Annotated in this window: 30 protein-coding genes; 10 read left to right on the top strand and 20 right to left on the bottom strand. The window is 63.8% G+C overall.

The window, feature by feature from the left end; genetic code table 11:
* The first annotated feature begins 2 nt into the window (after positions 1-2).
* From HJO_RS15945 to rnhA, 3 genes are read left to right on the top strand one after another with little or no spacing between them, the layout of a single operon-like run.
* Positions 3-989 (top strand): homoserine kinase, encoded by a 987-nt coding sequence (locus tag HJO_RS15945; protein WP_035618944.1) that lies wholly within the window; start codon positions 3-5, stop codon positions 987-989.
* Positions 979-1581, top strand: a complete 603-nt coding sequence (locus tag HJO_RS15940; RefSeq protein ID WP_035618941.1) for a hypothetical protein — start codon at positions 979-981, stop codon at positions 1579-1581. Before HJO_RS15945 ends, HJO_RS15940 begins: the two co-directional genes overlap by 11 nt.
* A 41-nt stretch (positions 1582-1622) precedes the next feature.
* Entirely contained in the window at positions 1623-2066 is a 444-nt protein-coding gene (gene rnhA / locus HJO_RS15935; protein WP_035618939.1) for a ribonuclease HI, read from the top strand.
* On the opposite strand, the gene mnmH is transcribed toward rnhA, so the two are convergent.
* On the bottom strand, positions 2063-3115 hold the full coding sequence (mnmH, locus tag HJO_RS15930; RefSeq protein WP_035618936.1) for a tRNA 2-selenouridine(34) synthase MnmH: 1053 nt from the start codon (positions 3113-3115) through the stop codon (positions 2063-2065). The two genes, rnhA and mnmH, sit on opposite strands and share 4 nt — an antisense overlap.
* A 78-nt stretch (positions 3116-3193) precedes the next feature.
* On the opposite strand from mnmH, the gene selD reads away from it, so the two are divergent.
* The gene (gene selD, locus HJO_RS15925) at positions 3194-4246 is read left to right on the top strand and encodes a selenide, water dikinase SelD (RefSeq protein WP_035618934.1); all 1053 of its coding nucleotides are present in this window, start codon (positions 3194-3196) and stop codon (positions 4244-4246) included.
* Between the two features lie 3 nt (positions 4247-4249).
* Here selD and HJO_RS15920 read toward each other — a convergent pair whose 3' ends face one another.
* The 14 genes from HJO_RS15920 to HJO_RS15855 all read right to left on the bottom strand — a co-directional run bounded on the left by HJO_RS15920 (position 4250) and on the right by HJO_RS15855 (position 14926).
* The gene (locus HJO_RS15920; protein ID WP_051618710.1) at positions 4250-5491 is read right to left on the bottom strand and encodes a patatin-like phospholipase family protein; all 1242 of its coding nucleotides are present in this window, start codon (positions 5489-5491) and stop codon (positions 4250-4252) included.
* A gap of 204 nt (positions 5492-5695) precedes the next feature.
* The gene (ctrA, locus tag HJO_RS15915) at positions 5696-6406 is read right to left on the bottom strand and encodes a response regulator transcription factor CtrA (protein WP_035618932.1); all 711 of its coding nucleotides are present in this window, start codon (positions 6404-6406) and stop codon (positions 5696-5698) included.
* Between the two features lie 134 nt (positions 6407-6540).
* On the bottom strand, positions 6541-7380 hold the full coding sequence (locus HJO_RS15910) for a nucleotide-binding protein (RefSeq protein WP_035618930.1): 840 nt from the start codon (positions 7378-7380) through the stop codon (positions 6541-6543).
* A gap of 4 nt (positions 7381-7384) precedes the next feature.
* Complete coding sequence (locus tag HJO_RS15905) at positions 7385-8398, bottom strand: flagellar biosynthesis protein FlhF (protein ID WP_035618928.1); 1014 nt, start codon at positions 8396-8398, stop codon at positions 7385-7387.
* Between the two features lie 195 nt (positions 8399-8593).
* Complete coding sequence (locus HJO_RS15900) at positions 8594-8857, bottom strand: FliM/FliN family flagellar motor switch protein (protein WP_035618925.1); 264 nt, start codon at positions 8855-8857, stop codon at positions 8594-8596.
* A 62-nt stretch (positions 8858-8919) separates the two neighbouring features.
* Positions 8920-9297 (bottom strand): hypothetical protein, encoded by a 378-nt coding sequence (locus HJO_RS15895; RefSeq protein WP_035618922.1) that lies wholly within the window; start codon positions 9295-9297, stop codon positions 8920-8922.
* The gene (locus HJO_RS15890; protein ID WP_162173846.1) at positions 9294-10232 is read right to left on the bottom strand and encodes a FliG C-terminal domain-containing protein; all 939 of its coding nucleotides are present in this window, start codon (positions 10230-10232) and stop codon (positions 9294-9296) included. The genes HJO_RS15895 and HJO_RS15890 overlap by 4 nt, the downstream gene beginning before the upstream one ends.
* Complete coding sequence (locus tag HJO_RS15885) at positions 10229-10900, bottom strand: hypothetical protein (RefSeq protein WP_156945791.1); 672 nt, start codon at positions 10898-10900, stop codon at positions 10229-10231. The genes HJO_RS15890 and HJO_RS15885 overlap by 4 nt, the downstream gene beginning before the upstream one ends.
* 102 nt (positions 10901-11002) lie before the next feature.
* Positions 11003-11275, bottom strand: a complete 273-nt coding sequence (gene sciP, locus HJO_RS15880; RefSeq protein ID WP_035618917.1) for a CtrA inhibitor SciP — start codon at positions 11273-11275, stop codon at positions 11003-11005.
* A gap of 208 nt (positions 11276-11483) precedes the next feature.
* Positions 11484-12566, bottom strand: coding sequence for a phosphotransferase (locus tag HJO_RS15875; RefSeq protein WP_051618708.1), 1083 nt, complete (start codon positions 12564-12566; stop codon positions 11484-11486).
* Positions 12563-13204, bottom strand: a complete 642-nt coding sequence (locus tag HJO_RS15870) for a hypothetical protein (RefSeq protein WP_156945788.1) — start codon at positions 13202-13204, stop codon at positions 12563-12565. The genes HJO_RS15875 and HJO_RS15870 overlap by 4 nt, the downstream gene beginning before the upstream one ends.
* A 13-nt stretch (positions 13205-13217) precedes the next feature.
* Complete coding sequence (gene proC / locus HJO_RS15865) at positions 13218-14030, bottom strand: pyrroline-5-carboxylate reductase (protein WP_035618912.1); 813 nt, start codon at positions 14028-14030, stop codon at positions 13218-13220.
* 11 nt (positions 14031-14041) lie between these two features.
* Positions 14042-14545, bottom strand: coding sequence for a type III secretion system chaperone family protein (locus tag HJO_RS15860; RefSeq protein ID WP_035618909.1), 504 nt, complete (start codon positions 14543-14545; stop codon positions 14042-14044).
* A 111-nt stretch (positions 14546-14656) separates the two neighbouring features.
* Positions 14657-14926, bottom strand: coding sequence for an accessory factor UbiK family protein (locus tag HJO_RS15855; protein ID WP_035618907.1), 270 nt, complete (start codon positions 14924-14926; stop codon positions 14657-14659).
* An 89-nt stretch (positions 14927-15015) separates the two neighbouring features.
* On the opposite strand from HJO_RS15855, the gene lgt reads away from it, so the two are divergent.
* Positions 15016-15975, top strand: a complete 960-nt coding sequence (lgt, locus tag HJO_RS15850) for a prolipoprotein diacylglyceryl transferase (protein WP_241764772.1) — start codon at positions 15016-15018, stop codon at positions 15973-15975.
* Positions 15976-15982: 7 nt separating this feature from the next.
* Entirely contained in the window at positions 15983-17038 is a 1056-nt protein-coding gene (locus HJO_RS15845) for a class I SAM-dependent methyltransferase (protein ID WP_035618904.1), read from the top strand.
* Positions 17039-17048: 10 nt separating this feature from the next.
* On the opposite strand, the gene panD is transcribed toward HJO_RS15845, so the two are convergent.
* Positions 17049-17405: an aspartate 1-decarboxylase gene (gene panD, locus HJO_RS15840; protein ID WP_035618902.1), complete on the bottom strand. Its 357-nt coding sequence runs from the start codon at positions 17403-17405 to the stop codon at positions 17049-17051.
* Between the two features lie 271 nt (positions 17406-17676).
* Between panD and HJO_RS15835 the strand changes: the two genes are divergently transcribed.
* The 4 genes from HJO_RS15835 (at position 17677) to HJO_RS15825 (ending at position 20921) form a co-directional block, all read left to right on the top strand.
* Positions 17677-19107 carry a hypothetical protein gene (locus HJO_RS15835; RefSeq protein ID WP_035618901.1) on the top strand — a complete coding sequence of 477 codons (1431 nt, stop codon included), beginning with the start codon at positions 17677-17679 and terminating at the stop codon, positions 19105-19107.
* A 61-nt stretch (positions 19108-19168) separates the two neighbouring features.
* The gene (locus HJO_RS18490; RefSeq protein ID WP_156945785.1) at positions 19169-19324 is read left to right on the top strand and encodes a hypothetical protein; all 156 of its coding nucleotides are present in this window, start codon (positions 19169-19171) and stop codon (positions 19322-19324) included.
* A 106-nt stretch (positions 19325-19430) separates the two neighbouring features.
* Entirely contained in the window at positions 19431-20279 is an 849-nt protein-coding gene (gene ypfJ / locus HJO_RS15830) for a KPN_02809 family neutral zinc metallopeptidase (RefSeq protein ID WP_035618899.1), read from the top strand.
* Between the two features lie 90 nt (positions 20280-20369).
* Positions 20370-20921 (top strand): GIY-YIG nuclease family protein, encoded by a 552-nt coding sequence (locus HJO_RS15825; RefSeq protein WP_035618898.1) that lies wholly within the window; start codon positions 20370-20372, stop codon positions 20919-20921.
* Between the two features lie 55 nt (positions 20922-20976).
* On the opposite strand, the gene rpoD is transcribed toward HJO_RS15825, so the two are convergent.
* The 4 genes from rpoD to HJO_RS15805 all read right to left on the bottom strand — a co-directional run bounded on the left by rpoD (position 20977) and on the right by HJO_RS15805 (position 26379).
* Complete coding sequence (rpoD, locus tag HJO_RS15820) at positions 20977-22932, bottom strand: RNA polymerase sigma factor RpoD (protein WP_035618895.1); 1956 nt, start codon at positions 22930-22932, stop codon at positions 20977-20979.
* Between the two features lie 65 nt (positions 22933-22997).
* Positions 22998-24869, bottom strand: coding sequence for a DNA primase (gene dnaG / locus HJO_RS15815; RefSeq protein WP_241764771.1), 1872 nt, complete (start codon positions 24867-24869; stop codon positions 22998-23000).
* 122 nt (positions 24870-24991) lie between these two features.
* Positions 24992-25741: a PRC-barrel domain-containing protein gene (locus HJO_RS15810; RefSeq protein ID WP_156945782.1), complete on the bottom strand. Its 750-nt coding sequence runs from the start codon at positions 25739-25741 to the stop codon at positions 24992-24994.
* A 170-nt stretch (positions 25742-25911) separates the two neighbouring features.
* The gene (locus tag HJO_RS15805) at positions 25912-26379 is read right to left on the bottom strand and encodes a GatB/YqeY domain-containing protein (protein ID WP_035618889.1); all 468 of its coding nucleotides are present in this window, start codon (positions 26377-26379) and stop codon (positions 25912-25914) included.
* Positions 26380-26497: the final 118 nt, after the last annotated feature.

Here is a 26497-nt window from a genome sequence, read left to right as displayed (position 1 = left end):
CCATGGCTGTTTACACGCAGGTTTCCGACGAGGCGCTCGCAGCGTTTCTCGATCAGTATGCTCTCGGCAGGCCCCTGGCTTTCAAGGGCATTGCCGAAGGCGTCGAGAATTCGAATTACTACCTGGAAACAAGCACCGGCCGCTTCATCCTCACGCTGTTCGAGAAGCGGGTGAAAGCAGAGGACCTGCCGTATTTCATCGGCCTGAAAGACCATCTTGCGGCGAAGGGGTTTCCCTGCCCGCGGCCTGTTCCGGGCAAGGACGGTCAGGCGCTGCGCCATCTCGAGGGCCGGCCAGCTGTCATCATCACCTTCCTGGACGGTCTCTCGCCCCGCCGGCCCACGACCGCGCAATGCCGTGCGCTCGGCGAGGGCCTGGCCCGCATGCATGTTGCACTCACCGATTTCCCCCTGCGCCGCGAAAACTCGCTTGGGCCGGATTCCTGGCCGCGCCTCTGGGACGGGCGTGCAGCGAGCGCCGACGCCCTGCAGACCGGCCTCGCTGGCGAGATCGCGTCAGACCTCGACGACATTGCCGCCGCTGGCATCCCGTCGCTTGCCCTGCCGCGCGCAACCATCCACGCCGACCTCTTCCCGGATAATGCCTTCTTCCTGGGCGACGCCTTCTCCGGCGTGATCGATTTCTATTTCGCCTGCACCGATGCCCTGGCCTATGACCTTGCCGTCTGCCTCAATGCATGGGCCTTCGAAGACAGCCCGTCAGGCAACAGTGACGTGCTGCAATACAATTTCTCCAAGGGCGCCAACCTGATCGCTGGCTATGAAAGCGTGCGCCCGCTGGAAGCTGCCGAACGCGACGCCCTGCCGGTCCTTGCACGCGGTGCGGCCCTCCGGTTTTTCCTGACGCGGCTGGTCGACTGGACCGACACGCCGGCAGGTGCCCTCGTAAAGCCCAAGAATCCCCTCGAATATGCCGGGCGCCTGGCGTTTCATCGCAAGGTCACCAGCATCGCCGGGTATGGCGGATAGACAGGACGCGCGCCCGATGAGCATGGACGGAAAAGGCGAAACCGCAGCCGACGCTGATCCAGTCCGCGCCTATGCCGGCCCGGTGGCGCATCGCCGGATCAAGCGCATCAAGCTCGCCCTTTTTCTCAGCGCGATGGCGGCCTGTCTCTCTGTCTCGCTCATCGGTGGCATCGCCTACGCCATCTTGAACCTTTTCGGCAACGCCACGGGATTTGGCATGTTCGACCCATCCCGGGCCAGCCTGATGGGCGGGGTCTCTGCCGGGTTCCAGATGGCTGCGTTCAACTTCATCGTGTTCTTCTTCACCGTGCCTGCGGCCTGGATCGCACTCGGCCTGTCGATCGGGCGGCTGCCCCATCGGGGCATCAGCGCGCGCCGCGCCTATATCCGCTGGGGGGCCATCTGGGGCGCCGTCCTTGTCGGCGGCACCACATTCGGCTTCGGCCTGTTCGGCGGACCGATGATGGCAGCCGGTGCCCTCGTTTCCGGTGCCGCTGTCGGGGCGCTTGCCGGCGCCGGTTGCGGCCTGCTGTTTCTCGCCATTGTGCGGCCGGAAGCGCAATTGCGGGATGTCGATGTCAGCATGTTCTGACACGACTTGACGCCCGCGCCGAAGCCCCGCACCTGAAACCGATGACCGATATAATCGAAATCTGGACCGATGGTGCCTGCAGCGGAAACCCCGGCCCTGGCGGGTGGGGCGCCCTGCTCATCGCGGGCGACAAGCGCAAGGAAATCTACGGCGGAGAGAAGCAGACGACCAACAACCGCATGGAAATGATGGCCGCCATCGAGGCACTCAACGCCATCAAGCAGCCATCGAAGATCACGCTCCACGTCGACTCCACCTATGTGAAGGACGGCCTGACAAAATGGATCAAGGGCTGGAAGCGCAACGGCTGGAAGACTGCTGCGAAGAAGCCGGTCAAGAACCAGGACCTGTGGCAGTCGCTCGACGAGGCCTGCCAGCGCCACGACATCACCTGGAAATGGGTCAAGGGCCACGACGGCGATCCCGGCAACGAACGCGCCGACGAACTTGCGCGAATGGGGACGGAACAGGCGCGCGGACGCTAGGCCGTTTCGAGAATGGTTTTCGCCGCCCCGGCAATGTCGTCCGGCGACAAGGCTGCCAGCGGCACCACAAGAACCGGCTGGTCCCGACGCCGTTTGCGGCTGCGGGCGTAGAGCGGATCGTAATGTTCCAGCATCAGGGCCTCGGCAAGCTGGCGGTGGGCGCCTGCATCTGCCAGCGCCTGCCATTCAGCCAGCGTCTCTTTCGAATGGAACGGCTTTAGCAGGTCCAGCGACCGGGCAACGCTGTCACGGTCGCTCACCGCATCGCCATAGGCCGAGACGAGGAATGCGCTGCGAACAGAGGCCGGCACGTGAATTTCGATGCGCGGCGCTGCCAGCATCTCGTGCCACAACCGGCGCGGCACACGGCGGACACCCACGCGTGCGGACTCGGCCTCGACATAGATGGGACGCGTCAGGTCAAAGCGGCGCAACCGGTCCCATATTTCCGTTTCGAACAGGCGCTGGGCCGGCTGGGGAGCATCCTCGAAGGCGCCGAAGGCCGACCCCCGATGGTTGGCAAGGCCTTCAAGGTCGATCACCTGGCCGCCCTGCGCCGCGATGGCCTGCAGGATGGCCGTCTTGGCGCTGCCCGTCGGGCCGTCGATCAAGGTGATTGGCAGGGGGGCCGTGTCGACGTCCACCCCCTGAACGACTTCCCGCCGCCAGGTCTTGTATCCTCCCTTGACCAGCCCGACCGGCCAGCCGACCGAAGACAGGATCGTCGCCATCGCGTTCGAGCGCATGCCGCCGCGCCAGCAATACACCAGTGGCCGCCAGCCTCGCGGCTTGTCGCGCAACGCGGTTTCGAGGTGTCCGGCAATGTTGCGCGCCACGATTGCGCCGCCGATGCGGTTCGCACGAAACGGGCTCTCCTGCTTGTAGATGGTGCCGACCTCCGCGCGCTCGGCATTGCTGAGGACCGGCAGGTTGATGGCACCCGGCACGTGATCATCGGCGAATTCGGCCGGCGAGCGCACATCGATGATGGTATCGAAGCGGGCAAGGCTGTCGGCGCCAAGATCGGTGACGGTTTCGAGAAAAGGCATGGCGGTCACGCTTAGCAGGTTTTCATTGCCTCGCCAGAGGGGGGCGCGCTAAGCCCATCAGGCAGACAAGGATACACCATGCCCGATACCCAGACAGAACCATTGCTGACCTCTCTCGCCCATGGCGGCGGCTGTGGCTGCAAGATCGCGCCCAACGTGCTCGCCGACATCTTGAGCGAGATGCCGCTGGTCGCTGGAAACACCAATCTGATCGTCGACGCAGCGACCAGCGATGACGCTGCGGTCTACCGCGTGAATGATACGACGGCGCTGGTCGCGACGACAGATTTCTTCACGCCCATCGTCGATGACCCGCACACATTCGGGCGGATTGCGGCCACCAATGCCCTGTCGGACGTGTTTGCCATGGGTGCGACGCCGATCTTCTGCCTGGCCATCGTCGGCATGCCGATCGGCAAGATCTCGAACGACACGATCCGGGCCATCCTCGCTGGCGGGCAGTCCGTGGCGGAAACTGCAGGTGCGCCGATTGCCGGTGGGCACTCCATCGATGCCGCCGAGCCGATTTACGGCCTGGTTGCGATGGGCCTGGTCCACCCTGACAAGCTCCTGCTCAATTCCGGTGCGAAGGCCGGGGACGTGCTGGTGCTCGGCAAACCCCTGGGAGTCGGCATCTACAGCGCGGCACTGAAGCGTGGGATCATCGAAGATGCGGACTATGCAGAGATGATCGCATCGACCACCCGCCTGAATACGCCGGGCAGTGATCTTGCCGGCATGGCCGGCGTGCACGCGGCGACCGACGTGACGGGATTTGGCCTGCTCGGTCACCTGTCGGAGATGTGTCGTGGGGCGGGCCTGGGCGGCGTTATCGAAGCGGACCGGGTGCCGGTATTCGCGGGTGCGCGACGCCTCGCCGAGGCGGGGGTCAAGACAGGCGCCTCCGGCCGCAACTGGGATTCGGTGAAGGAGTCCGTCAGGCTCGAGCGCACACTGTCCGATTCCGAACTCGACATCCTGTGTGATCCGCAGACAAGCGGCGGGCTGCTGATCTCGTGTTCACCAGACGCTGTTGACCGCGTGCTCGCCGCATTCGCGCGTCATGGACATACCGACGCCGCAGTCGTGGGCCGCATGGAATCCGCCAAGGCCGGCGTACGCGTCGTCTGACGCCTATTCCGTCGCCATCTGGGATGCCGGCTCCGGGGGCAACGCGCGATTGCCGCAATCTGTTTCGGAACTATCCGTTCCGCTGGCCGGGACGAGCGCGTCCTTCATGTCGCGCCACAACAGGTCATTGGCGGCGCAGGCATGGGCAAAATTGAACAGGTTGCGCATGCTCGCGGTTTCGAAATCGAGTGACCCGGCATAGCGCATCGCCACCGGAATACTCGCAAATTTGAGTTTCATGCCGTGCTGCGACGCAAAGGACGCGGTCAGCGCCAGTTCGATACGGGCCATGTGCATGAGCACCACGGAGAAACCCCGCATCGTGATCGGCACCGTACTCACAGGCGTTGCCCGCGGCAGGGTGCCAAGCTGGCCGTTGATAATGACGTAAATGTTCACGTCATTCAGGACGTCCAGTTTCTCGTCGCTCACGAATGCGGCATGGGGCGCGATGAAGAAGGGCACCGTGGTGCCGCCATCCACGTGCATTTCCTGGTAGGCGCCACTGGCCGCATCGACATCGAACATGACCGGCGGGAAAACCCCCGGCACACTCGATGATGCGACAAGCACATTCACGAACAATTGCCGCGCGGGTTCGCCGCCGCGACGGGCGATGGCGCCCAGATCCCAGATCACCGTCTCCTCGCTGTCGAGATTGGTCGTGGCGACCAGCAACATGCGCCCTTCTGTGGCTTCCCTGGCGACCGCATCGACCAGCTCCCTGGTGACGAAGCGATCGATCAATTGGCGCAGCGCTGTGTCATCGAACACGCCGACCCGGAACATGGTGCCCAGGCCGGGCCGGCCAACGATGTTGGCGCTCATCCCACCCGTATAGGCTTCGGTCAGTTCGTCATCCCATTCCGGCCCGAGGAACGCGAACGGCGCAATCAGGGCGCCCGTGCTGACACCCGTCACGATTTCAAATTCGGGCCGCTTGCCCGATTGGGTCAGGCCGACAATCGCCCCGGCACCGAATGCGCCCCCGGCACCGCCGCCCGACAGCGCGAGAATGTCGATGGCATCGTCACCGGAACGGGCCTGAAGACGCTCAAGCGTGGTCGCCGTGCGGGCCAGGAATTCCGTATTGTCCGAACCGGACATGCGCACGTCCGGTGCGAAGCCGGCAATATAGGCGTGCTGGGAGAGGTCGAGGACCGGCGCGTCCCCGCGCACCAGCGTGACGCAACCGCCCAGCGCGAGCGTGGCAACAAAGAGGATTGCAGACTTGATGATCGCCATATCACTACCCGGTCCGTAAAACGCCCACACCATTGCCCGCTTCAGGGCACGGGACTGGTGATGCCCTCATACCGCGGGACATTGGACACCTGTACCTGCGATTTGCAGTCGTTTCATGCCGTCCCGCGCAAACTTGCGCACCCGGCACAGAAAAAAGCCCGGCCTAGAGGCCGGGCTTTTTGGAATTCAAACAGGCGTCGAACCTCAGGCGGCTTCTTCGACTTCGTTGTTACGCGACGAAGGCCGCGGGTCGCGCAGCACATAGCCACGGCCCCAGACGGTTTCGATATAGTGGTTCCCGCAAGCCTGCTGCAGCTTCTTGCGCAATTTGCAGATGAACACGTCGATGATCTTGAGTTCGGGCTCGTCCATGCCGCCATAGAGGTGGTTCAGGAACATTTCCTTGGTGAGCGTCGTGCCCTTGCGCAGCGAGAGCAGCTCGAACATCTGGTATTCCTTGCCGGTCAAGTGGACGCGCTCGTCGTCGACCTCGACCGTCTTGGCATCCAGGTTGACCAGGATATCGCCGGTGCGGATGACGCTCTCGGCATGGCCCTTGGACCGGCGCACAATGGCGGTAATGCGGGCGATCAGCTCGTCCTTGTTGAACGGCTTGGTGAGATAGTCGTCGGCGCCGTAGCCGAGCGTCTTCACCTTCGCTTCGATGTCTGGGTTGCCTGACAGGATCATCACAGGCGTGTTCACACGGCCCATGCGCAGCTGTTTCAGCACTTCGTAACCGGAAATGTCAGGCAACGACAGGTCGAGCACAATCATGTCGTACTCATAGACCTTGCCGAGATCGACACCTTCTTCACCGAGATCGGTGGTGTAAATATTGAAGCCAGCGGCCTTCAACATCAGTTCGATAGAACGCGCTACGGCGCTATCGTCTTCAATTAATAGGACGCGCATCGCTCGTCTCCCGAATCAGCCTACGACAAACCTAGTCGCTTTGTTTAACCTTGTGAATCCTACAGGTGCTTCCTTTAACGAAGGTTAACGCTGTGTGCGGATTCCCTTGTGTAATTCCACTTTATTCACACTGATTAATAGCCAAGCTCTGCCGCGGGGGCATTGCCTATCAGCATCTGGGAGATGGCGATCGCGTCCTGGATCGGCTGTGCTTGCTGGTCAGTAGAGATCAGCGTCTTCTGGCAACGGATGGCATCCCTTACCTTTGGGTCCCGCATCACGATCCCTGCGAGATGTGGACGGAATCCCAAGAAAGTCTGGCAGGCTCGCGCAATTGCTTCATATGTGCGCTGGCCGGCGGCACGCGTGTCTGCCTGGTTGATGCAGATGACCGGTTCAACGTTAGGTGCGTATCCACGCAGCACCTTGATGAAGGCATAGGCATCGGTCATCGAGGTCGGCTCGTCGGTGATCACCATCAGGGCCTTGTCGGCCGCCCGGGCGAGCCGCATGCAGTTGGCCTCGATACCGGCGCCGAGATCGAGCACGACCTGGTCATATTGCAGGGCCAGCGCAGAGAGACCGGCTGCCAGGCGGGCAACTTCCTCAGGCGCCAGTTCGGCGAGGGCGCCGGAACCGGAACGCCCCGGCAGCACGTCAAAGCCACCGCCAGCAGCGCCGCCGTCGACAGGCGTGACCGCGTCGTCGAGTTCGACCCAACCGGCAATCACCGCCGCAAGATCGGTTTCCGGCGCGATACCGAGCTGGACGTCGACATTGGCAAGACCCAGGTCACCATCGACAAGAAGGGTCCTCTTGCCGGCCTGGGCAAAGGCACTGGCAAGGGTGATCGCCATGAATGTCTTGCCCACACCGCCCTTGCCACTGGCAACGGCGATGATCGAAGCGGGGGCTACACGCGGCGTCGGGCGCGCCTGCGGCCGGTCCTGGGATTTTCGAAGCATGAAACTCATAGGGCTACGCGGCTCCTTTCATGGCGATGACATCGCCGGGGGCGTCTTCCATCAACAGGGCGGCCAGGCGCGAAGGCGCGGCCGGAACAAGGCCGCCGCCAATGAACGGCGTTACGGCCAGATGCGAGAATGCGATGCCGGCAGATGACAGCGCGGCGATCGCGCCGCCCCGTCGCCGGACAACGTCGAGCTTTGTGAGGATGGCGCGCTTCACGCCGGCGCGGGCAAAGGCTTTCGCCGCTTCCGCCTGGTCTTCGGGGTGGCCTTCGGCAGACATCACCAGGACCGGCTCGGCACGGATGGCCAGCATCAGGTCCTGCAGGCTTGCCATGTCGTCATCATCGAACGGGTTGATCGCCGGCAGGTCGATCACGCAGCGGCGGTTTTCGGCGCGCAGGGTCCGGAGCGTGGCGAACAGGTGCTCCGGCGTCTCGCTGACGCGGATCTGGTCTTGTTCGAGTTCGAGATAGGAGGCCAGTTGGTGCCCGCCCGCCGTGCCGTCAAGATCGGCGGCAACCGGCATCAGTTCGGCGCGGGCAATCGCGGCGCGCCGCGTGAGCTTGGCCGTCGTGGCTGTTCGCCCGTGTCCGGGCGGCCCGACGAGGACGATGTCGCGCTCAAGGCGCGGCGGGATCGGGTCGCAGGCGACAAGGCGGGAGATGCCTTCCGCGATCGCGTCTTCCGGATCGGTGAACTGCACGCCCGAGCGGCCGGCGCTTTCGGCGGCAACCCGGTCAGCGAATCGCTGCGGTGCGCCGTGCCAGAGCAGGGCATCGCGGACGCGGCTGAACAGCGGATTCTCGATACCGCGCCCATGGCCGTTATTGCCACGTGCTTCGCGCAGGAAAAGCGGCTCGTTCGGCACCATGCCGCCGCCCATCTTGTCGGTGGCAGCGCGAACCTCCACGCCCCCATCGATCTCGCGTTCCGAAAGGATAACAGCGTCTGCGCCCATTTCGGCGAATATCATCGCCTTGGCGGCCTCAAAGGACTCGGCTGCGAACATCTTCATGCGCATAGAGCGGCATCCTCACTTTTCATGGACCTTCCCGCGCAGCCCTCACCACGTGATAAGTCGGTTCCTCTAGGGCTCAGTTAACACTTGCAAAGGTTAACAAAAGCCTGTGAGGAGTTAGGAATTGCCTGTGCGACTGCGGAATCCGCATGCGGGGCTGCACCCCGTGCCGAACGTCTCTGAATTCCTTGGGAAAGCTCAGGCGGCGGCGCGCTCGTCGACAATTTCGGCCAGGGTCACGCCCAGCTGGCCGTCCGCAATCACCAGCCGGCCGCGTGCCATGAGGCGGTCCGAAACATAGATGTCGATCAGCTCGTTGGTCCGTCGTTCCAGCGCAACCACCTCGCCCGGCGTCAGCGCCATCAACTCTTCCACCGGCATGCGAACTTCGCCCAGGACCACGTCAACACGCACAGGCACGTCCATCAGCGACTTCTTCAGGGCGGGGTTGGCAGGGTGCATGAGCGAATCAATCCTTGATCGGGTCCGAATGGCCAAGAGTGGCAAGACTGCATGACAAATCTTTAACGGTCTGCAAACAGATCGCCCTGACCATCTATGATGCGTTGGGCGGTTGTTTGGATGAGGTCAAGCGACGCAGTCACATCAAGGCCGTCATAGGCACCTGCTTCGAGGTGTCCGGCAAGGGCCACGAGATTGGCAAGCGCGTCGTTCAGTTTCAGCGTGACGGCCTGCAGACGCTCCTCGGTTTGCAGCGTTTCCAGGCGCGCCGCTTCGGCCAGCCCTTCGGCGCGGGCTTCGGACAGGAGGCGGGCGAGTTCCGGACCGGTCAGCGTGACCTGCCCGCCGTCCGGCAGCGCAGGCGCCTTCGGCTCTGGCGTGGACGAAAAATCGCTACGGAATTCAAACGGTTCTATCGACTTCACAGCGCGCTGCGTCATTCGACAAGGTCCTCGTCGGCCGTGTTGCTGCCCGGCCGGATGTCGCCGCGCTGGATCAGCGATCGTGCAAGCGCGACGAGTTCCTGACGCGCGGCCTCGACCTCGCTGCGGCGGGTTGCGCCCTGCGCAGTGATCTCGTCGCGCAGAAGCTCTCCGGCGCGCCGGGTCATGTTGCCGAAGAAGGCCGCCGCCGTTTGCGGCCGCGCGCCCTTGAGTGCCGTGATCAGCACTGACCGGTCTGCCGATGAAAGCAGTGTCTGCAAGCCGGCCGGATCAAGCCGCGCAAGATCATCGAACGTGAACATGAGCGCACGCACCTTTTCGGCCGCGCCAGGCTCGGCATGGTCGAGGGCGGCGAGGAAGGCCTTTTCCGACCGGCTGTCGAGACTGTCGAAAATGCGGGCGACCCGTTCATGGCCACCGCGCCCGCCGAGGCCGGCCAGTGCATCGATACGGTCTGACAGGTGGGCCTCGAGGCTGGCGCAGGCGCCAGGATGCAGGGGCCCGATGTGCAGCAGGCGATGCATGGCATCAATCGCGGTCGCAGGCTGTAATGCCCGCAGGAGCCTGGCCGAGGCGTCACCCTCCATGCGGGACAGGATCACCGCCAGGGTTTGCGGATGCTCACTGGTCAGCAGGCCGGCCAGCGTGCCGGTATCCACGGCCGAAAGCCGGGCCCAGACCGAGCCGGTCGCCTTGGACACAGGCCGGGGGCGCTTCAGGGCGTCGACGAAATTGCGGGCCGCTTCGGATTCGCCGTCGATCGTGTCGTCGAGCGCATCCATGGCGTCGGTCAGCGTTCGTGCTTCCTGCGGCGAAAGTTCGGCCCAGATGCCGGCAGCCTCGGGGCCGAGCGCGCGCATCAGCCGGGCGGAACGGACGAGGCCATCATCAGTGTTGGCGGCGGATGCAGGGCGTAGGGCGAGCGCGGTCACGCGGCGTCCGATCCGCCGGACATCCATCCGCGCAATATGTCAGCCGCCCGGGCCGGGTCCTTGCGAACCAGGTCGGCAGCATCCGCGGACGGAAGCGCCGTCCGAACGGGCCTCAAGGCGGGCTCTGTCATGGGCCGCAGGGGCGTGCTGGCGGGGTGGTGGGGCACTTCAACGGACGCGGCTGTCTCGGTTTCCCGCGCGGGACCGAACGCAAGCCATCCGAGAAGAGCGACCAGCAGGCCGAGCATGGAAAGTTCGCCATAGGCGCTTGAACTGGGGCGTCCGGGCGTGCCGCGGGCAAAGGCCGCCTGTTCGATGACCAGCGCGTCGCCGGCGCCGGGATCAAGCCGGGCGGCGGTCTGCACAAGGCGTTCAATCGTGGGTGCGCTGTCGCTGGCGGAGGCGTCGAGCAGTACGAGCACTGTGCGGCCGGCACCGGCGTCGCGGGTGACGCTGATACGTGCCTTGCCCGGTCCTGCGACCGGTTCGACGAGGTTCAGCAGCGAGGTTTCGAGGGGCGAGGCGTGAGCGGGCGGGGTATTGGTCGCCGTCAGCAGCAGGCTGGCGCGCCAGCCCAGCAGGCCGGCAGCAATCAGGAACGCTGCCAGCGCGAGCGCCCTCATCGAGGGCCCCGCGCCTGATTCGTGTGTGCCGGATCTGCCTGCCATCAACCACTCCCGATGCCCCGGATGAACCGGTAGCCAGTCAGGATGATAGAGGAGTGCCCGTAAATTTGTGTTTAACGGGCAAGGTTCCGGTAACCAGGCGGTCTAGCGGCGGTACTTCTGCAGCCGCGTCGTGCGCAGGCCCTTCATGCCGTGACGGGCGTAGAGCTTTTCCCAGCCCTCGTATTCTTCGTCCGTCAGGTTGTAACGGTCACATGCGGCCTTGCGTGACAGCAGGCCGCCGGACACGGCTGCCACCACTTCCGCCTTGCGGCGAGTGACCCAGCGCGAAATGCCCGGCGCTGGCAGGTCAGCCAGGGTGAGCGTGTGGCCGTCAGGCCCTTTGACGCTCGTCAGTTTTGCGTTCTGCGTTTCCATATCCAAACACCATTCGTTTCGGTCATGACTTCAACCCGACTTCTTCAGGCCCTCGGATGACAGGTGTACACGAGGGGATTTAAGCCGACGCATAAGCGGACGTGTGAGTTTCCGCCGGGGTGTTAGGAGGATGTTTGCAAAGCTGTCCCGCACCGGGACAAACAAGGGTTTTCTGCAGGATTTGCTGCAGTCCGACCTAAAAATAATTTTAGGTGATCAACGCCAGGCCGTCATTGTCACGCACCTGCGCGGCGTGCCGGCGCAGCATGGTCAGGAACATCTCGTCGCCCCGTTCGGTCTGCTTGACCAGCATGGCTGCCCCGAACGCAACCGACATCCCGTAAAAGGAATTCCAGCGGTAATCGGTGTAGAGGTCGTCGAAACTGTAACTCGTCACGCCCGCTTCGATGAGGCGCGCATGGTAATAGCGCAGCAGGGCCTGTTCATGTTTCGGCCGATGCTCGCGGGTGAGGCCTGCGCCGATGAAATAGGCAACATCATTGGCTGGCGCCCCCTTGCCCACGGTCTGCCAGTCAACGACCGCCAGCGGCTTGGGCGCCCCCGCCTTGCCGAACAGCATGTTGTCGAGGCGGAAATCATTGTGGGTCAGCGCAAACGGTCCCTGGCGCGCCTCGCCCCAGGCTGGCAGCGCGGCGGCATAGGCATCGCCCACTTCGATCACGTCGGCGGTGAGCTGGGCCTTGTAGCGCTCCTTGAACCCGAGCCACAGGCCGGCGACCTGTTCCGGAGACAGTGCGGGCGGTGGCGCAGTGGATGTCCCCTGCAGCCAGGCATGCCCGTCCAGCGTCTCGTCCTGCCAGTAGGCGGCGTGAAGGATGGCGGCCGATGCGAGCGCGCGCTCGGCGTCAGCGACGCTGCAGCCCCGAAGCTGGTCGCCCTGCTCGGACGGCGCCATGTCTTCCATGATCAGCGCGAAGCGGTTCGTTGCTTCGTCATAATCGGTATAGAGCGCGGCCGGCGTTATCTTCCCGGCAACCTTCGGGAACGTCCGGTAGAACATGACCTCGCGCTTGTAGTGGCCGAGCATGGCGGCTGTTGCGAGGCTCGCTTCGCTGCCGGACGGGAACTTGCCGACCAGTGTCGCGGGGGCGCCTTCGCCCTTGCGGGCATAATCGAACACGAAGCGGACATTCTCACCGATCTGGCCGGTGCCGATTGCCTTGGCCGTCAGGCCTTTGACTTCGGCGTCGATGCCGATGGCGTCGAACAGGTCGTTGAACCAGCCGGCGGTCAGGTCGAGCGGGTTGCCATCCAGGCCGGGGCGGGTCATGCGCCCGACCCTGGCGCGGCGTCATCGCTGGCCGGCGTATCCGTTTCCGACCGGCTCGCCCCGCGGCCCGTGAAGCGGGCAACCCAGCCCATGCGTTCCTCGGCGGCGCGCAGCGACCTGTCGAGCGCGGCCATCGTGAGGGCGAAGTCGCCGCTGGTTTCCCTGCGCCATGCCCGTTCGGCACGGGCGATGACGAAGGCGATGGCCAGCACCTTCAGGCCGAGCGGCGCACCGCTATTGTCGTCGAGCCCGGCGCAGGCAAGCGCCCAGCGGGCCGATGCGCGGCGGGCCGCCGGCAGGCGGATCAGATGGGCAGGCACGGTCTCGCGATACCGCAACAGCGACTTCAGCCCGTCGCGATGGGCTTCCATCGCTTCGAAGCGCAACATGATGACTTCAAACAGGCGCTCGCGCGGCAGGTCGTCGGTCGCGACGCCCTCGGCTGACATGGCGCTGTCGAAATACGCATCGACGGCGTCGGCGAGCGTTTCGCGCGTCGCGACACCATGAAAGTCAGCCAGCGTCAGACCGGCCTGCGCGGCGATCTCGCCGAGCGTCAGGTCTGCCCACGGCTTTTCCGCCGCGAGCGCGAGGGCCGCGAGCAATCCCTGCTCAATGATCGATGCATTGCGTGCCACGGCCACTCCCACGTCAGTCTTTTTGTCGAGAGAGGTCCCGTTCGCGAATGGCGGCCGCGCGGATGGCCTTCCTCATCAATACCGGCATCCCACCTTCATCCATGAGGATGTCAAGGGCGGCCTGGGTGGTGCCGCCGGGTGAAGTGACCGCTTTCCTGAGCACGTCGGGGCTGTCATCGCTGGCCGCCATAAGGGCAGCAGCGCCTTCGACCGTCTTGCGCGCGAGACGGGCAGCCAGGTCGGCCGGCAGGCCCTCGGCTTCGCCTGCCATGGCCATGACTTCAGCCAGAAGGAAGACATAGGCCGGGCCGCTACCCGAAACGCCGGTCACGGCGGAAATGAGTTTCTCGTCGACAGGGCCCTCGACATCACCGAGCGGCGCAAGCAGGTCCGTCGCTGCGGCGATGTCCGCCTTGTCCGCCCCCGGCGGCGCGGCAATGACGGTGATTCCCCGACCGATGGCGCCGGGCGTGTTCGGCATCGCCCGCAGCAGGCGCTTCGACTCGAACGGCCCGGCGAGCTGTTTCAACAGCACGCCCGCCATGATCGAAAGTACCAGCGTGTCTGGCCCGATATAGCCCGCTGCACCCTGGGCGACAGCGTCGAACATCTGCGGCTTGACCGCGAGGACGGCGATATCAACGGGCGCAGGCGGCGGGTTCAGCACAACCTTTCCGGCCGCAGCCCAGCCGGCCACTTCATCGGACGGCGACGGATCGATAATCCGGATCTGCGCGCCCTTGCCGCTTGCGAGCCAGCCGCGGGCAAGCGCGGCACCCATGCGTCCCGCGCCAATCAGGGCAATGGTGGGTGCAGCGCTGGCCATGTGCGGTGGTCTCAGGCCTCGCCGTGGGTTTCGAACATCACCGCCTCGATCGCCTCGCGCGGCGTCTTGCCGGCCCAGATGAGGAAGTTGAATGCGGGCACGAACCGGTCGATGGCGCTGACGGCAGCGGCAATCGCGGCGCGCGTTTCACCGGCAGTGACCTCGTCACGGTCGAGCATCGAGAACGTGTAGCGGAAGATGATGACGCCTTCGTCAGCCCAATAGTCGAAATGGCCGAGCCAGAGGCGTTCGTTTGCCATCATGATCAGTTCGGCAATGGCGAGGCGCTTCGTGCTGATCGGCTTGACGTCGATGGTCATCGAGAAGTGGATTGCCGACGGGTCCGGACGATAGGCAAACAGTGCGCCCATGTCGCCCCACTTGGTTTCGGCTACGGCCTGGATCGTTCCGTCATCGTCGCGGTCATACTGCCAGCCGGCTGTCTCCAGCGCTTCTTCGACCCGCTCCAGCGGGTCCGGCAGATCAATCTCGTTGCGTGAGAGATCAAGGCTCATGTGGTTCCCCTTTCAGTCTCGGATGGAGCGTGCAGGATTCGCATGCCGAGGCCAAGGGCAGCTAAACAAGTGAGGTGGCGCGCGTCCACCCGGTTCTGCATGTGGGCGAGCTTATTCCGCAGGTTTGGATTTTTTGGCTTTCGCCCCGGATTCGAGCGCGGCGACCCGCGCTTCGAGTGTCTCCACGCGCTCAAGCGCGGCGGTCGCGAGCGCCTTGAGCGCCTCGACTTCATCGCGGCCAGCAAGATCCATGTCCGCGATCAGGGCACGAATGCGCGACTGGGCGGCGGTCTTGGCTTCCTCGCCTGCAGCGCGGGCTGCACCCATGGCGCCGGTCATCATGCCGGCAATGTCATCGAGCAGTGGATTTGTGTTCGCCATGAGGCTACTCCTTCGCGCGGGGGCGGTTGGGCCGGATTTGGCAGCTGCCTAACAGATAGGACGCGTTCCAGACAGGGAAAAGACGCCGCATGACAGACTTCCTGACCTTGCTTGCCGTTCCGATGGCGGCCAATGCCCTGCACTTCCCGGAATTCAGCCCCGCGATCTTCTCGATCGACCTGCGCTTCATGGGCCTCGGCGTGTTCCACCTGCGCTGGTACGCCCTGGCCTATATCGCCGGCATCATGCTCGCCTGGCAGTATGCGAACGCGATGCTCAAGCGCCCTACGCTGTTCGGCGGCAAGAGCCCGGCGACGAAGGACGATCTCGACGACATCATGTTCTGGATCATCCTCGGCATCATCCTGGGCGGGCGGTTCGGCTATGTCCTGTTCTACATGATCCCCTACCAGCAGGACGTGATCGCCGCCGATCCGCTGAGTGTGATCCGGATATGGGACGGCGGCATGTCGTTCCATGGCGGCCTGATCGGCGTCATCATCGCCATCCTGGTGATTTCGCGTCGGCGGGCGCTGCGCCTGCTGCCGCTGGGCGACATTGCGGGCGTCGTGGCACCGATCGGCATCATGTTCGGGCGGCTGGCGAATTTCATCAATGCAGAGCTTTATGGCCGCAAGACCGACAGCGCGTTCGGCATGATCTTCCCGGAAGGCCAGGTGCCGGGTTCGACCCCGCCCGCCTATGACTGGAACGCCGGTCAATGGGTCTATACCGGGTTCGAATTTGCCCGCCATCCGAGCCAGCTCTACGAAGCCGCGCTCGAAGGCCTTGTGCCGCTGGTCATCGCATCCATCCTGATCTGGAAATTCGGCGCCCTGAAAAAGCCGGGCCTGGTCGCCGGCCTGTTCCTGCTGATGTATGGCACGGGCCGCTCGATCGTCGAGAATTTCCGCCTGCCGGATTCCTTTGCCAGCGACCTGCCCTTGGGCCTGACAATGGGCATGATCCTGTCGACACCGATGTGGATCGGCGGGGCATGGCTGGTCTGGAACGCCCTGAAACCGAAACCGCTGCACAGAATCGACTAGGACAGACATGACGCTGAAAGACCGCCTTGTCCGCCTGATCGAAACCGGGGGGCCGATCCCGGTATCGACCTTCATGCAGCTGGCCCTGCATGACCGGCAGGATGGCTATTACGCCACGCGGCCGGGCCTGGGGCAGGACTTCATCACGGCGCCGGAGACCAGCCAGGTGTTCGGCGAGCTGATCGGCCTGTGGGTCGTGCACGAGTGGCAGGCAATGGGCGCACCGGACGCCTTCCACCTCGTCGAGATGGGCCCCGGCCGCGCCGTCCTCATGCAGGATGCACTGCGCATGGCCTATGTCGCGGGCGGGCCTGATTTTGCCAATGCGATGACACTGACCCTGATCGAGGCGAGCCCGCACCTGCGCGACGCGCAGGTCGAGCGGCTGGCCGCCTATGAGCCGCAATTTGCCGACCAGCTGTCGGAAGTGCCGACCGGGCCGATGATCCTGGTCGCCAACGAATATCTCGACTGCCTGCCCGCACGCCAGTTTCGCCGCGACGGCACGGGCTGGCGCGAATGCGTTGTCGGCCTCGATGCCGAAGGTGGCCTTGCGTTCGGGCTGGCTGCCGACGAGCGCACCGCGCCGGACGGCACGGCAGAGGCGGCCGGCAGCGTCGAAGTGCAGACCGGGCTGGATGTCCTGGTCGCCGACCTGGCGACGCGCGCCAGTGGCGGGGCACCGCTGCACGCGCTGTTTGTGGACTACGGCCCGGTTGATCGGGCACCGGGCGATTCCCTGCGCGCCTTCAGTGCGGGCCAGCAGGTCTCGCCGCTGCACGCGCCGGGCGAGACAGACCTGACAGTGGATGTGGATTTCGGCCGCCTGAAACGGCTGGCAGAGGCGGCAGGGCTTGTCGTGACCGGGCCGACGTCTCAGGGCCTGTTCCTGCTCGGCCTCGGTGCGCAGGCGCGGCTGAACCAGCTTGTGAAGGCGAATGAGGATGATGCCGAAGCGATCTTCAACGCCGCCCAGCGTCTGATCGATCCGAAAGACATGGGCGAGCGCTTCAAGGCGATCTGCCTGTCCAGCAAGGGCCTACCAAAGCCGGCCGGGTTCTAGTCAGCGCGGATCAGGCCGGCAGCTTGATATCGTTGGCATCGTCAAGGAGCACGACGGTCGGGGCATGCTGGCGGGCCTGTTCGGCCTCGACGCTGGCAAAGGCCGCGATGATCACCTTGTCGCCAACAGCAAAGTGGCGGGCGGCGGCGCCATTGACGCCGATCGTCCGCGAGCCGCGGGGCGCTTCCAGCGCATAGGTCTGGATGCGGGCGCCATTGGTGACGTTCCAGATGTCGACACGCTCGTGCGGCAGGATACCGGAGGCATCCAGCAAGTCCTGGTCGATCGAGACCGAGCCTTCATAGTGAAGGTCACACTGCGTGACGGTGGCAGAGTGAAGCTTGGATTTCAGCATGTTGAGCAGCAAGATGTGCCTCCCGGGGAATTGACAGCGTGACGATATGCTCACTTTGAGTATATGGGGTCTTGCTGCCCCTTCGGCAAGGGGCTTATTGCATTGCAGCAATACTGCCGTAAACCCCGTTCCTTCAAGCTTTACAAGGAATCTGCCAACCGCCGGCGGAGCGAACCGGGGGCCATCCGCGCAGTACGCCACAGGCCGAATGCGCTCGCCTTGCGCGCGTGGCTCTGTTAGCGTTTGGTTAATATCGGGACGCACCGTTCGAGGGGACAAGAAAATGAAGTATCGCTATATCGGCCTGCTGGCAGTCGCACTTGCGCTGACGGGATGCACGAGCGACCCGTCCCGCAACGGAGGGTCGTCCGCGCCGGTTGACGTTCCGCCGCCGCCGCCCCCACCGCCGCCGCCCCCTCCTCCACCTCCTCCTGCGCCACCACCGCCGCCGATCGTCGGCTCGAACGGACCGGATCGTGGCCTGCCGACTGATGATGAATTCGAGAGCCCGCCCCCGGTCAGATCCGGCGCGCCAGCACCAGCGCCAATCCAGCGCCGTTCCTCGAACCGGGCCGTCGCCAACATCAAGCCGGCCAAGGACTACCTGCCCTTCATCGATGTCGCGATCGACGAGGCGGCGCTTTATTCCGAATACGGAATGATGCTGCAGGATCGCTACACGCGCATCCAGATCGTCACGCTGAAGCCGGACGCCTATGACGTCAAAGGTGTCTCGTCCGGCCAGCGGTCTGAACCGGTCGAGTCGCGCAACTACAAGAAGGAGAGCCGGGGCTGGCTGTCGCGCATGATGGGGTCGCGCAACGTGACGCGCACGCTGATCGCCGAGTTCGACGTCACCAAGCCCGACATCAAGGCGACCAAGGCGCTGTTCTCGGCAACCTTCTCGTCCGACAGCAGGGAAGGCGAAACCTGGACCACCAACGAGAGCATTGCCGTCTATGCGACGCCCTATTTCAAGGTCGGGCCGAACACCACGATCGAAGGCCGGTTCCGGATGCAGCTGTCCGACGAGCGCCAGTCGTCCGCCGGGGCAAATGTCATGGGCGCCCTGACGACGGCGGCCAACCTGATCGCGCCAACGTCGACGCTGGTCACCTATTTCAACCAGCCGCTGATGCTGGAAGCATCGAACTTCCTCAACAGTTCGTCGACCACGCTGTTCGGCCAGTCGATCACGGAACAGTCGACCAGCGCCTTTTCGGTGAAGTCGTGGACTGACACGCCGATCCTGGTTGTCTCTGCCGAGATGCCCGAGGCGAGCAATATCAAGGACACCAAGGACACGGGCGCAATCGGCCAGTGGGCCGTCTATCTGGACCAGCCCGTGCCGTCTGTGTTCACCGGGGCGACCGATTATTCCGGCGAACTGCCGGACTATACGGGTATTCCTTCCGGCGACATCCTGGCCTTTGAAGTGGGCGAAGACCTGACGGTCTACGACTATATCTTCTCGCGGCTGGACCTCTCCGACCGGATCGCCACGCTCAACAGCACGGGGGACGCCGACACGGCGCGCCTGATCTGCAGTCGGATCGAGCGCGGCATGTCGGAAATCGGCTTCACCAGCTTTGATGCCGCCGCGGCGGTCTGGGCCGCCTCTGCCAGCGACCAGTTCACCGGCATAGCGCAAACAGCGCTGCAGCAGGACGGCCTCTGCGAAGGCATGGACCGCTGGCACGCAATGGGTGGCTGAGCTGCCTTGGATTTGACGGATTCCGGGGGCATATGGCTGGCCCGTACGAAAGGATGCCGTCATGGCCCATCACAAGCGCAAGGGACCGAAATCCACACGGTCGGGCTGCCTGCTGTGCAAACCGCACAAGCGCCAGGGCACCTGCGCCGCGCACCGCCATCGGGCGGGTGAACGCGCTGTCCGGGTCGCGATGCAGCGCGAGATGCGCGACGCCTGACGGCAACCCCTGCCCCGCATGTGCGTTTGAGGGTGGGCTGGCCCGGCTTTGTCGGCCAGAATGATATTTTCCGGGTAAATATCCGGCCAGTTGGGGAGACGAATTCATGCGGTGGCAAGGCGGACGCAAGGGCGGAAATGTTGAAGACCGGCGCGGCATGAGCGGTGGCGCAGCGGCAGGTGGCGGCATCGGCGTCATCGTGGTTGCGCTGATCGGCTATTATGTCTTCGGCATGGACCCGGCAGAGACCGCCCAGCTGATGGAGCAGACAACCGCTTCTTCCTCGCAGGAGGCCGGAACCGTCGGCACACCGGAAGACCAGGCCGGGCAATTCGTCGACATCATCGGCGCCAATATCGACGATGTATGGCGTGTGCAGATGGAGGGCTACGTGCCACCGAAAACCGTTCTCTACACGCAAGGCACCAATACAGGCTGCGGATTCGGACAGGCCGCCATGGGCCCCTTCTACTGCCCCACCGACCAGACCGTGTATCTCGACCTGTCCTTCTGGCAACAGATGGAAACGCAGCTCGGCGCGTCCGGCGCGGATTTCGCCCGCGCCTACGTGATCGCGCACGAGTTCGGTCACCATGTGCAGACACTGACCGGAACATCGCAGAAAGTGCGGCAGGCCCAGCAAGGCGCGCGCAACCAGGAAGAGGCGAACAGGTATTCTGTCGCGCTGGAACTGCAGGCCGACTGCTATGCCGGCGTCTGGGCCGCGCATGCCAGCGAGGTGTCCGGCGGCAGGGTCGCGCTGGAAACCGGCGATATCGAGGAAGGCATGAAGACCGCCAACGCGATTGGCGACGACATGCTGCAGAAACGCTCCACCGGGCGCGTCTCGCCGGAAGGCTTCACGCACGGCTCTGCGGCACAAAGGCAGGAATGGCTCCGGCGCGGAATCAGCACGGGCGACCCGCGTGCCTGCGATACGCTGTCCGCTAATTAGACGGGCCCTTACTATCCAATTCAATCTCTCGGTGTAACCGAACGTAAGGAATTTCAGCCTAAAGATGTCCTTCCCAGGAAGGGCAAACACATGACCACGATGGATATACGAGACGCATTGAGACAGGCCTCGCGGGCCTGGACTCCGGCTTCGCCTGCCGAAAAGGGCTTTTACGCAATCTATCTCAAGCACGGCGTATCGCTTGCGCGCACGCGGACACCGGATGATGGCCTGCTGTACATAGGCATGACGGAAGCGGGGTTTGCAGCCCGCGACCATTTCCGGCCACAGAATGGCACCAGCAGCAGCACATTCCGGCGCTCTGTCGGGGCGATCCTCAAATCCCGGCTGTCATTGACCGCCTTGCCGCGAGACCGGTCCGGTCGCTGGCAGAGCTATTACCACTATCGTTTCAACGATCCGGGCGAGGCGGCCTTGTCGGAATGGATGTTCCAGTCACTGAACGTCGCCCGGGTGCCCTTTGACAACGACATCCTGGCTGCCGAGATCAAGCTGATCGCCGCGCTGGAACCACCGCTGAACCTGACGCACTGGCCCAATCCCCAGCGCGACGACATCATGTGCCTGCGCCGGATCTGCGCCATCGAAGCCAGAGCCAATCTCGAGCGCACAGCGGCATGAAAAAAGGCGGCCGGCTTGAACCGGCCGCCTTCAAATTTTCACACGCCAGGTCGCGCTACGTATCCAGGAAGCTGCGCAGCTTGCGGCTGCGGCTCGGGTGCTTGAGTTTCCGGAGCGCCTTGGCTTCGATCTGGCGGATGCGTTCACGGGTCACTGAGAATTGCTGGCCGACTTCTTCCAGCGTGTGATCGGTGTTCATGCCGATGCCGAAGCGCATGCGCAGCACGCGCTCCTCACGCGGGGTGAGCGAGGCGAGCACCCGGGTGGTCGTCTCGCGCAGGTTCGACTGGATCGCGGCGTCGACAGGCAGAAGCGCCATCTTGTCCTCGATGAAGTCGCCGAGGTTTGAATCCTCGTCGTCGCCGATCGGTGTTTCCAGCGAGATCGGCTCCTTGGCGATCTTCAGGACCTTGCGGATCTTCTCCAGCGGCAGGCCCAGCTTTTCAGCCAGTTCTTCCGGGGTCGGCTCGCGGCCGATCTCGTGCAGCATCTGGCGCTGGGTGCGGATGATCTTGTTGATCGTCTCGATCATGTGCACCGGGATGCGGATCGTGCGGGCCTGGTCCGCGATGGACCGGGTGATCGCCTGACGAATCCACCAGGTGGCGTAGGTCGAGAACTTGTAACCGCGACGGTATTCGAATTTGTCGACAGCCTTCATCAGGCCGATATTGCCTTCCTGGATCAGATCCAGGAATTGCAGGCCGCGGTTCGTGTATTTCTTGGCAATCGAGATCACGAGGCGGAGATTGGCCTCGACCATTTCCTTCTTGGCGATCCGCGCTTCACGTTCGCCTTTCTGGACAGTCTGGACCAGCACCCGATAGTCATCGATCGGAATACCGATTTCCTGCGCGATTTCGGAAATCTCGTTGCGCACGTCTTCGATTTCGTCGTGCTTGCCCTCGATGAAGCGTTTCCACTTCGCCGACAGGGCCTTCACGCGCTCACCCCATTCCGGCTCGAGTTCCTTGCCGAAATAGTTCTCCAGGAATTCCTTGCGCGGCACGCCGTGGGCGTCGGCCATCCGCATCAGCTTGCCTTCAAGGCCCATCAGTTTCTTGTTGATCGCATAGAGCTGCTCAACCAGGGCTTCGATACGGGCATTGTTGATGTGGATCGTTTTCAGGCTCTCGACGATGTTGTTCGACAGCTCGTCATATTCAGCCTGGGCCTTGGGCGTCAGGTCCTTGCCTTCGAGGCGGCGGTGGACCAGCTTGTCCTGCAGCTTGCGGTAGCGGCCGAAACCGTCAGCGATCTCGTCCAGCTTGGCCAGCACGCCGTCGCGCAGTTCAGCTTCCATGGCCGACATGGACATTGCCGCAGCATCGTCCTCGTCGTCATCATCGTCATCGTCGGATTTTTCGCCGTCTTCGGATTTCGCCTCGTCGGCTTCGTCTTCTTCGTCCTTGGGCTTGGGTTCAGGCGGCGGGTTTTCCGCGCCATAGGTCGCTTCAAGGTCGATCAGGTCGCGCAACAGGATGCGCTCGTTGATCAGCTCGTCGCGCCACACCATCATGGCTTCGAAGGTCAGCGGGCTTTCGCACAGGCCCCGGATCATCGCGTCGCGGCCAGCCTCGATACGCTTGGCAATCGCGATCTCGCCTTCGCGCGACAGCAGTTCCACGGCGCCCATTTCGCGCAGGTACATGCGCACGGGATCATCCGTGCGGTCAGCGCCGCGCGCGTTGCCCTTCTTGGTGACAACCTTCTTGTCTTCGATCTTGGTGAGTGCCTTGCCTTCGGCTTCGGCCTCTTCCTCGCTCTCGACGACCGCGATCCCCATTTCGGAAATCTGGGACATCACGTCCTCGATCTGGTCGGAGGTCATGTCCTCGGCCGGAAGCAGGGCGTTGACTTCGTCATGCGTGATGAAGCCGCGCTTCTGGGCCTTCTTCAGGACCTTCTTGACGTCCGTCGCGTTGAAATCGACGAGGGCGGCATCGCCGTCCTTTTCTTCGTCGCCTTCACCGTCGCCCGCGGTGTTCTTTTTCTTGGTGGCTGTTGCCATTCAAATCTCTCCTGTCGGGACACCGGCCACTGCCCTGCCGGATTGCCCAAAACTGCCCTGCGCTTTCAGCTCTCGCCGACTTTTCCTGCTGCCTCGTTCATGCGGGCCCTCAAGGCCCGGCGTTCTGCGACAAGCTGGTGACGCCGCCGCCACGCTGAAGGTGACGCCGTCGACTCCCCGCTCGCAGCATCTGTGCCAGAGCCGGGTTCCTGCCCATCGGAACTTCTCACCACCATGTATTGCTCGAGGGCTATCAGCCATTCCCGTGCCTCTGGGCCATCGGCCGCTATCTGAGGCGTATCAGGATAATCTTTGAGCAATCTGGACGCGCGCATGTTCCCGGTTTCGAGTAAATGGGCGCTCAAGGCCCCGCGGTCAATAGGCTTGCCTGCGTTCACGAAGTCGAGCACGCAATCGCGGATCTGGCTGACATCCGGATCCGGAAACACGGATGCGGCCAGTGTTTCATCACCGAGCGACAGGAGGTAGGGGCTGTCGATGGCACGGACAATGGCGCCAAGGCCGCGCAGCTTGGCGGGCGCGCCGCTTTTCAGCGCCGACTGGCCGGATTCTCCTGACGCGGGATTGTGTCCCGATCCGGGGCGCTTCCTGTTATCTTTACTGCGGTTTGACTGTCTCAGCTGCCAGAAATGGTCACGCATCCGGGCCTTAAGGTCCCGCTCGTACGCGGCCCGGACACCGGCATGCTTGATCTGGGCAGCCGCCGCCATCAGGCGGGCGTCCAGCCCGGCCTGGCGTTCGGGCGTGTCGAGGGGCTCGGAATCCCGTTCCCGCCGCCACAGCAATTCCGACAAGGCGAGGCGATTTTCCAGGGCTTCGGCCATGGCAGCCGGTCCGCTGGCGCGAATCAGGTCGTCGGGGTCCATGCCGTCCGGCAGCAGGACGAAATAAAGCGACCGGCCGGGCTCGACATGCGGCAGGGCCCGGTCAATCGCCCGGAAGGCAGCGCCGAGGCCTGCCTTGTCACCATCAAAGCAGAGCACGGGTTCCGGGCCGGCCCGCCAGAGCAGCGAAATCTGCTCCTCGGTCAGGGCCGTGCCCAACGGGGCCACAGCCTCTCCAAACCCCGCCTCCGCCAGCGCGATGGCGTCCATGTAGCCTTCGCAGACAATGAGGCCGCCGCCCTCGCCGTGGCCCAGCGCCTCACGGGCCGCCTTGTAGCGATACAGGACGCGCGACTTGTGGAAGAGCGGCGTGTCGCCGGAATTGAGGTATTTCGGCTTGGCGTCGGGGGTCAGGCCCCGGCCGCCGAATGCGATGATGCCGCCGCGCGAATCCGGGATCGGAAACATCAGGCGCCCGCGGAAGGCGTCATACGGCTCGCCGCCTTTGTCGCTTTCCTTGGCAAGTCCCGCTTCGAGGATTTCCGGCATCGTGAAGCCTTGCGTCTTCAGGTGCTCGATCGTCTTGCGCCAGTCATCAGGGGAATAGCCGAGCCGGTGGCGCCGCCAGGCTGCCGGCAACAGGCCGCGCCCTTCCAGGTAGGCCCGCGCCGCAACACCTTCGGACGATTGCAGCCGGTCCTCGAAATACGCCGCCGCCGCTTCGCAGGCCGCCTGCAGCCGCTTGCGGTGATCATATTCTTCAGCGGCTTCCGGACTGGCCTTCGGCAGGCTCATGCCTGCCTCTTCCGCGAGCTTTTCCACGGCCTCCATGAAGGACAGGCGCTCGGTCTCCATCACGAAGCTGATGACGTCACCGCCCATGCCGGAGGAGAAGCACTTGAAGATGCGTTTCTGGTCGTTGACGTAGAAACTTGGTGTCTTTTCAGCGGTAAAGGGCGACAGGCCGACCCATTCCTTGCCCTTCTTGACCAGCTTCACCTTCCGGCCAATCACATCCGACGGTCGGATGCGGGCTTTCAGCTCCTCAACGAAGCCATCGGGGATGCGTATGGTCTGGGACATTCGGGTCATTGTAGCGCGCGCCAGCCTGTTCATGGAAGCAAAGAATACCGGTCTGCGCCCGCCAATCGCAAAATGGCCCCGCCGTCGGGCGGGGCCATTGATGCAGGTGTGAGACCGGCTTGGAACCGGGCTTACTTGGTGGCGTGCAACACGGAAGCGGTTTTCAGCTGGTCAGGTGTCTTGTTGACGATGACGTCACCTTCCCCATCGCCTTGCGCGACGGTGACATCGTCAAAGGCAATGACCAGGCGGTCGCCGCCCGCCACGCCAGAGACACCATCGGTGACCACAGCATGATTGACCTTGCCGTCCGTATTCATCAGCAGGTTGGTGATGCGGGTATAATTGTCCGCAACAGACAGCTCGGCATTGGTGCCGATCAGTTCGGATGCCAGGCGGTAGTCATTGACGCCGTCCTGCTCGAACTCGGCAACACCGTCGAGCGACTTTTCGACCAGAGCGGCCGTGATCGTCGGTTCATGGTTGGCGTCGAGTTTCACCGACACAGACGTGAATGGCAGCGTGCCCAGTTCACCGGCAATGCCAAGGACGCCGCCATTGCGGAACACGATCTGGCCCTGGTCGTCATTGCCGATCAGGACGTCTGCCACGGTGGCAATCGTTTCGCCGTCAGCGCCGACAATGTCGTCACCGATCAGGTCCGAGGCTGCGAACTCGTCGGCGGCCATGACATAGGCGGTCCGGGCGAGTGCGGTTTCGGTCGGCGTGGCCGGCATCGTCGTGTCGGTCGGGGTCGTGTCGGCGTACGGCGCCGTTGCGGTGTCAGTGTGGGCCGTATCCATGTCGGTATCGGCGCCGGAGCAGGCTGCCAGCGTGGCGAGAAGGGCTGCGGCACCAAGAGGAGCTAAATAGGTCTTCATTTTCGGTTCCTTTCCTTGCGAGAACACCGGCTTAACGCAGGTCCTCACGGCAAGGTTCCCTCGCAGCGCCGCAATTCGGGCTCCCCTCGCGCGGGCGCACAACCCGCACGCCACAAGGCACGCGCACACGCTGGCGCGTGCGCTTCAGACGATTAAATTTTGGAAACCTGTCAGCGGCGCGACAGCGCGTCGCGAACGGCCTTGCCGGCGCTGCCGGTATCGACCAGGCCCGGGAACCGTTCCTTCAGCGCCGTCATGCAGCGCCCGACATCCTTCAGCTTCGAAGCGCCGAGATCCTCGACGATCTCGCTGACCGCAGCCTCCAGCTTGGCGCCACTCAGCGGCACCGGCAGGAATTGCTGGATCACCTCGATTTCCTCGCGCTCGCGGATGGCGTCCTCGATCCGACCGGCAGCATCCTGCTCACGCGCAGACGCTTCGCGCTGGGCCACCATGGTCTCCAGCACCGCGCGCACATCAGCGTCAGGGCAGCCTTCGCCGACGCCGCGGCCACGGGCACAGACATCCCGGTCGCGCATCGCGCACTCGATCAGGCGCAGTGTCGCCACACGGACGTCATTGCCACCATTTTCGATTTCGGATTTCAATGCCTCAACGATGCGCGTCTTCAGCGACATTGTTTCACATGTATCCACTCGACCCATGTCGTTATTGCCTTTCACGTGGCGCATGCGCCAGTTTGCTTGACGATGCGTAGACTCAGCCCCATTAACCGGACAGAAACTCGGTCGGTTG

It is taken from the genome of Hyphomonas johnsonii MHS-2 (assembly GCF_000685275.1).
Classification (GTDB): domain Bacteria; phylum Pseudomonadota; class Alphaproteobacteria; order Caulobacterales; family Hyphomonadaceae; genus Hyphomonas; species Hyphomonas johnsonii.
Note: the sequence above shows the minus strand (reverse complement) of the source record. Positions and strands in the feature narration are given on the sequence as shown.

Coding starts and splice junctions, on each gene's coding strand:
- HJO_RS15855 (WP_035618907.1), bottom strand. CDS start 14,926: ATGGCGAACACAAATCCACTGCTCGATGACATTGCCGGCATGATGACC.
- rpoD (WP_035618895.1), bottom strand. CDS start 22,932: ATGGCAACAGCCACCAAGAAAAAGAACACCGCGGGCGACGGTGAAGGC.
- sciP (WP_035618917.1), bottom strand. CDS start 11,275: ATGGAAACGCAGAACGCAAAACTGACGAGCGTCAAAGGGCCTGACGGC.
- HJO_RS15910 (WP_035618930.1), bottom strand. CDS start 7,380: ATGAGTTTCATGCTTCGAAAATCCCAGGACCGGCCGCAGGCGCGCCCG.
- dnaG (WP_241764771.1), bottom strand. CDS start 24,869: ATGACCCGAATGTCCCAGACCATACGCATCCCCGATGGCTTCGTTGAG.
- HJO_RS15920 (WP_051618710.1), bottom strand. CDS start 5,491: ATGGCGATCATCAAGTCTGCAATCCTCTTTGTTGCCACGCTCGCGCTG.
- HJO_RS15895 (WP_035618922.1), bottom strand. CDS start 9,297: ATGACGCAGCGCGCTGTGAAGTCGATAGAACCGTTTGAATTCCGTAGC.
- mnmH (WP_035618936.1), bottom strand. CDS start 3,115: ATGCCTTTTCTCGAAACCGTCACCGATCTTGGCGCCGACAGCCTTGCC.
- proC (WP_035618912.1), bottom strand. CDS start 14,030: ATGGCCAGCGCTGCACCCACCATTGCCCTGATTGGCGCGGGACGCATG.
- lgt (WP_241764772.1), top strand. CDS start 15,016: ATGACAGACTTCCTGACCTTGCTTGCCGTTCCGATGGCGGCCAATGCC.
- HJO_RS15945 (WP_035618944.1), top strand. CDS start 3: ATGGCTGTTTACACGCAGGTTTCCGACGAGGCGCTCGCAGCGTTTCTC.
- rnhA (WP_035618939.1), top strand. CDS start 1,623: ATGACCGATATAATCGAAATCTGGACCGATGGTGCCTGCAGCGGAAAC.
- ypfJ (WP_035618899.1), top strand. CDS start 19,431: ATGCGGTGGCAAGGCGGACGCAAGGGCGGAAATGTTGAAGACCGGCGC.
- HJO_RS15940 (WP_035618941.1), top strand. CDS start 979: ATGGCGGATAGACAGGACGCGCGCCCGATGAGCATGGACGGAAAAGGC.
- selD (WP_035618934.1), top strand. CDS start 3,194: ATGCCCGATACCCAGACAGAACCATTGCTGACCTCTCTCGCCCATGGC.
- HJO_RS15900 (WP_035618925.1), bottom strand. CDS start 8,857: ATGCACCCTGCCAACCCCGCCCTGAAGAAGTCGCTGATGGACGTGCCT.
- HJO_RS18490 (WP_156945785.1), top strand. CDS start 19,169: ATGGCCCATCACAAGCGCAAGGGACCGAAATCCACACGGTCGGGCTGC.
- HJO_RS15885 (WP_156945791.1), bottom strand. CDS start 10,900: ATGGCAGGCAGATCCGGCACACACGAATCAGGCGCGGGGCCCTCGATG.
- HJO_RS15845 (WP_035618904.1), top strand. CDS start 15,983: ATGACGCTGAAAGACCGCCTTGTCCGCCTGATCGAAACCGGGGGGCCG.
- HJO_RS15875 (WP_051618708.1), bottom strand. CDS start 12,566: ATGACCCGCCCCGGCCTGGATGGCAACCCGCTCGACCTGACCGCCGGC.
- HJO_RS15810 (WP_156945782.1), bottom strand. CDS start 25,741: ATGAAGACCTATTTAGCTCCTCTTGGTGCCGCAGCCCTTCTCGCCACG.
- HJO_RS15805 (WP_035618889.1), bottom strand. CDS start 26,379: ATGTCGCTGAAGACGCGCATCGTTGAGGCATTGAAATCCGAAATCGAA.
- ctrA (WP_035618932.1), bottom strand. CDS start 6,406: ATGCGCGTCCTATTAATTGAAGACGATAGCGCCGTAGCGCGTTCTATC.
- HJO_RS15825 (WP_035618898.1), top strand. CDS start 20,370: ATGACCACGATGGATATACGAGACGCATTGAGACAGGCCTCGCGGGCC.
- HJO_RS15860 (WP_035618909.1), bottom strand. CDS start 14,545: ATGAGCCTTGATCTCTCACGCAACGAGATTGATCTGCCGGACCCGCTG.
- HJO_RS15905 (WP_035618928.1), bottom strand. CDS start 8,398: ATGCGCATGAAGATGTTCGCAGCCGAGTCCTTTGAGGCCGCCAAGGCG.
- HJO_RS15835 (WP_035618901.1), top strand. CDS start 17,677: ATGAAGTATCGCTATATCGGCCTGCTGGCAGTCGCACTTGCGCTGACG.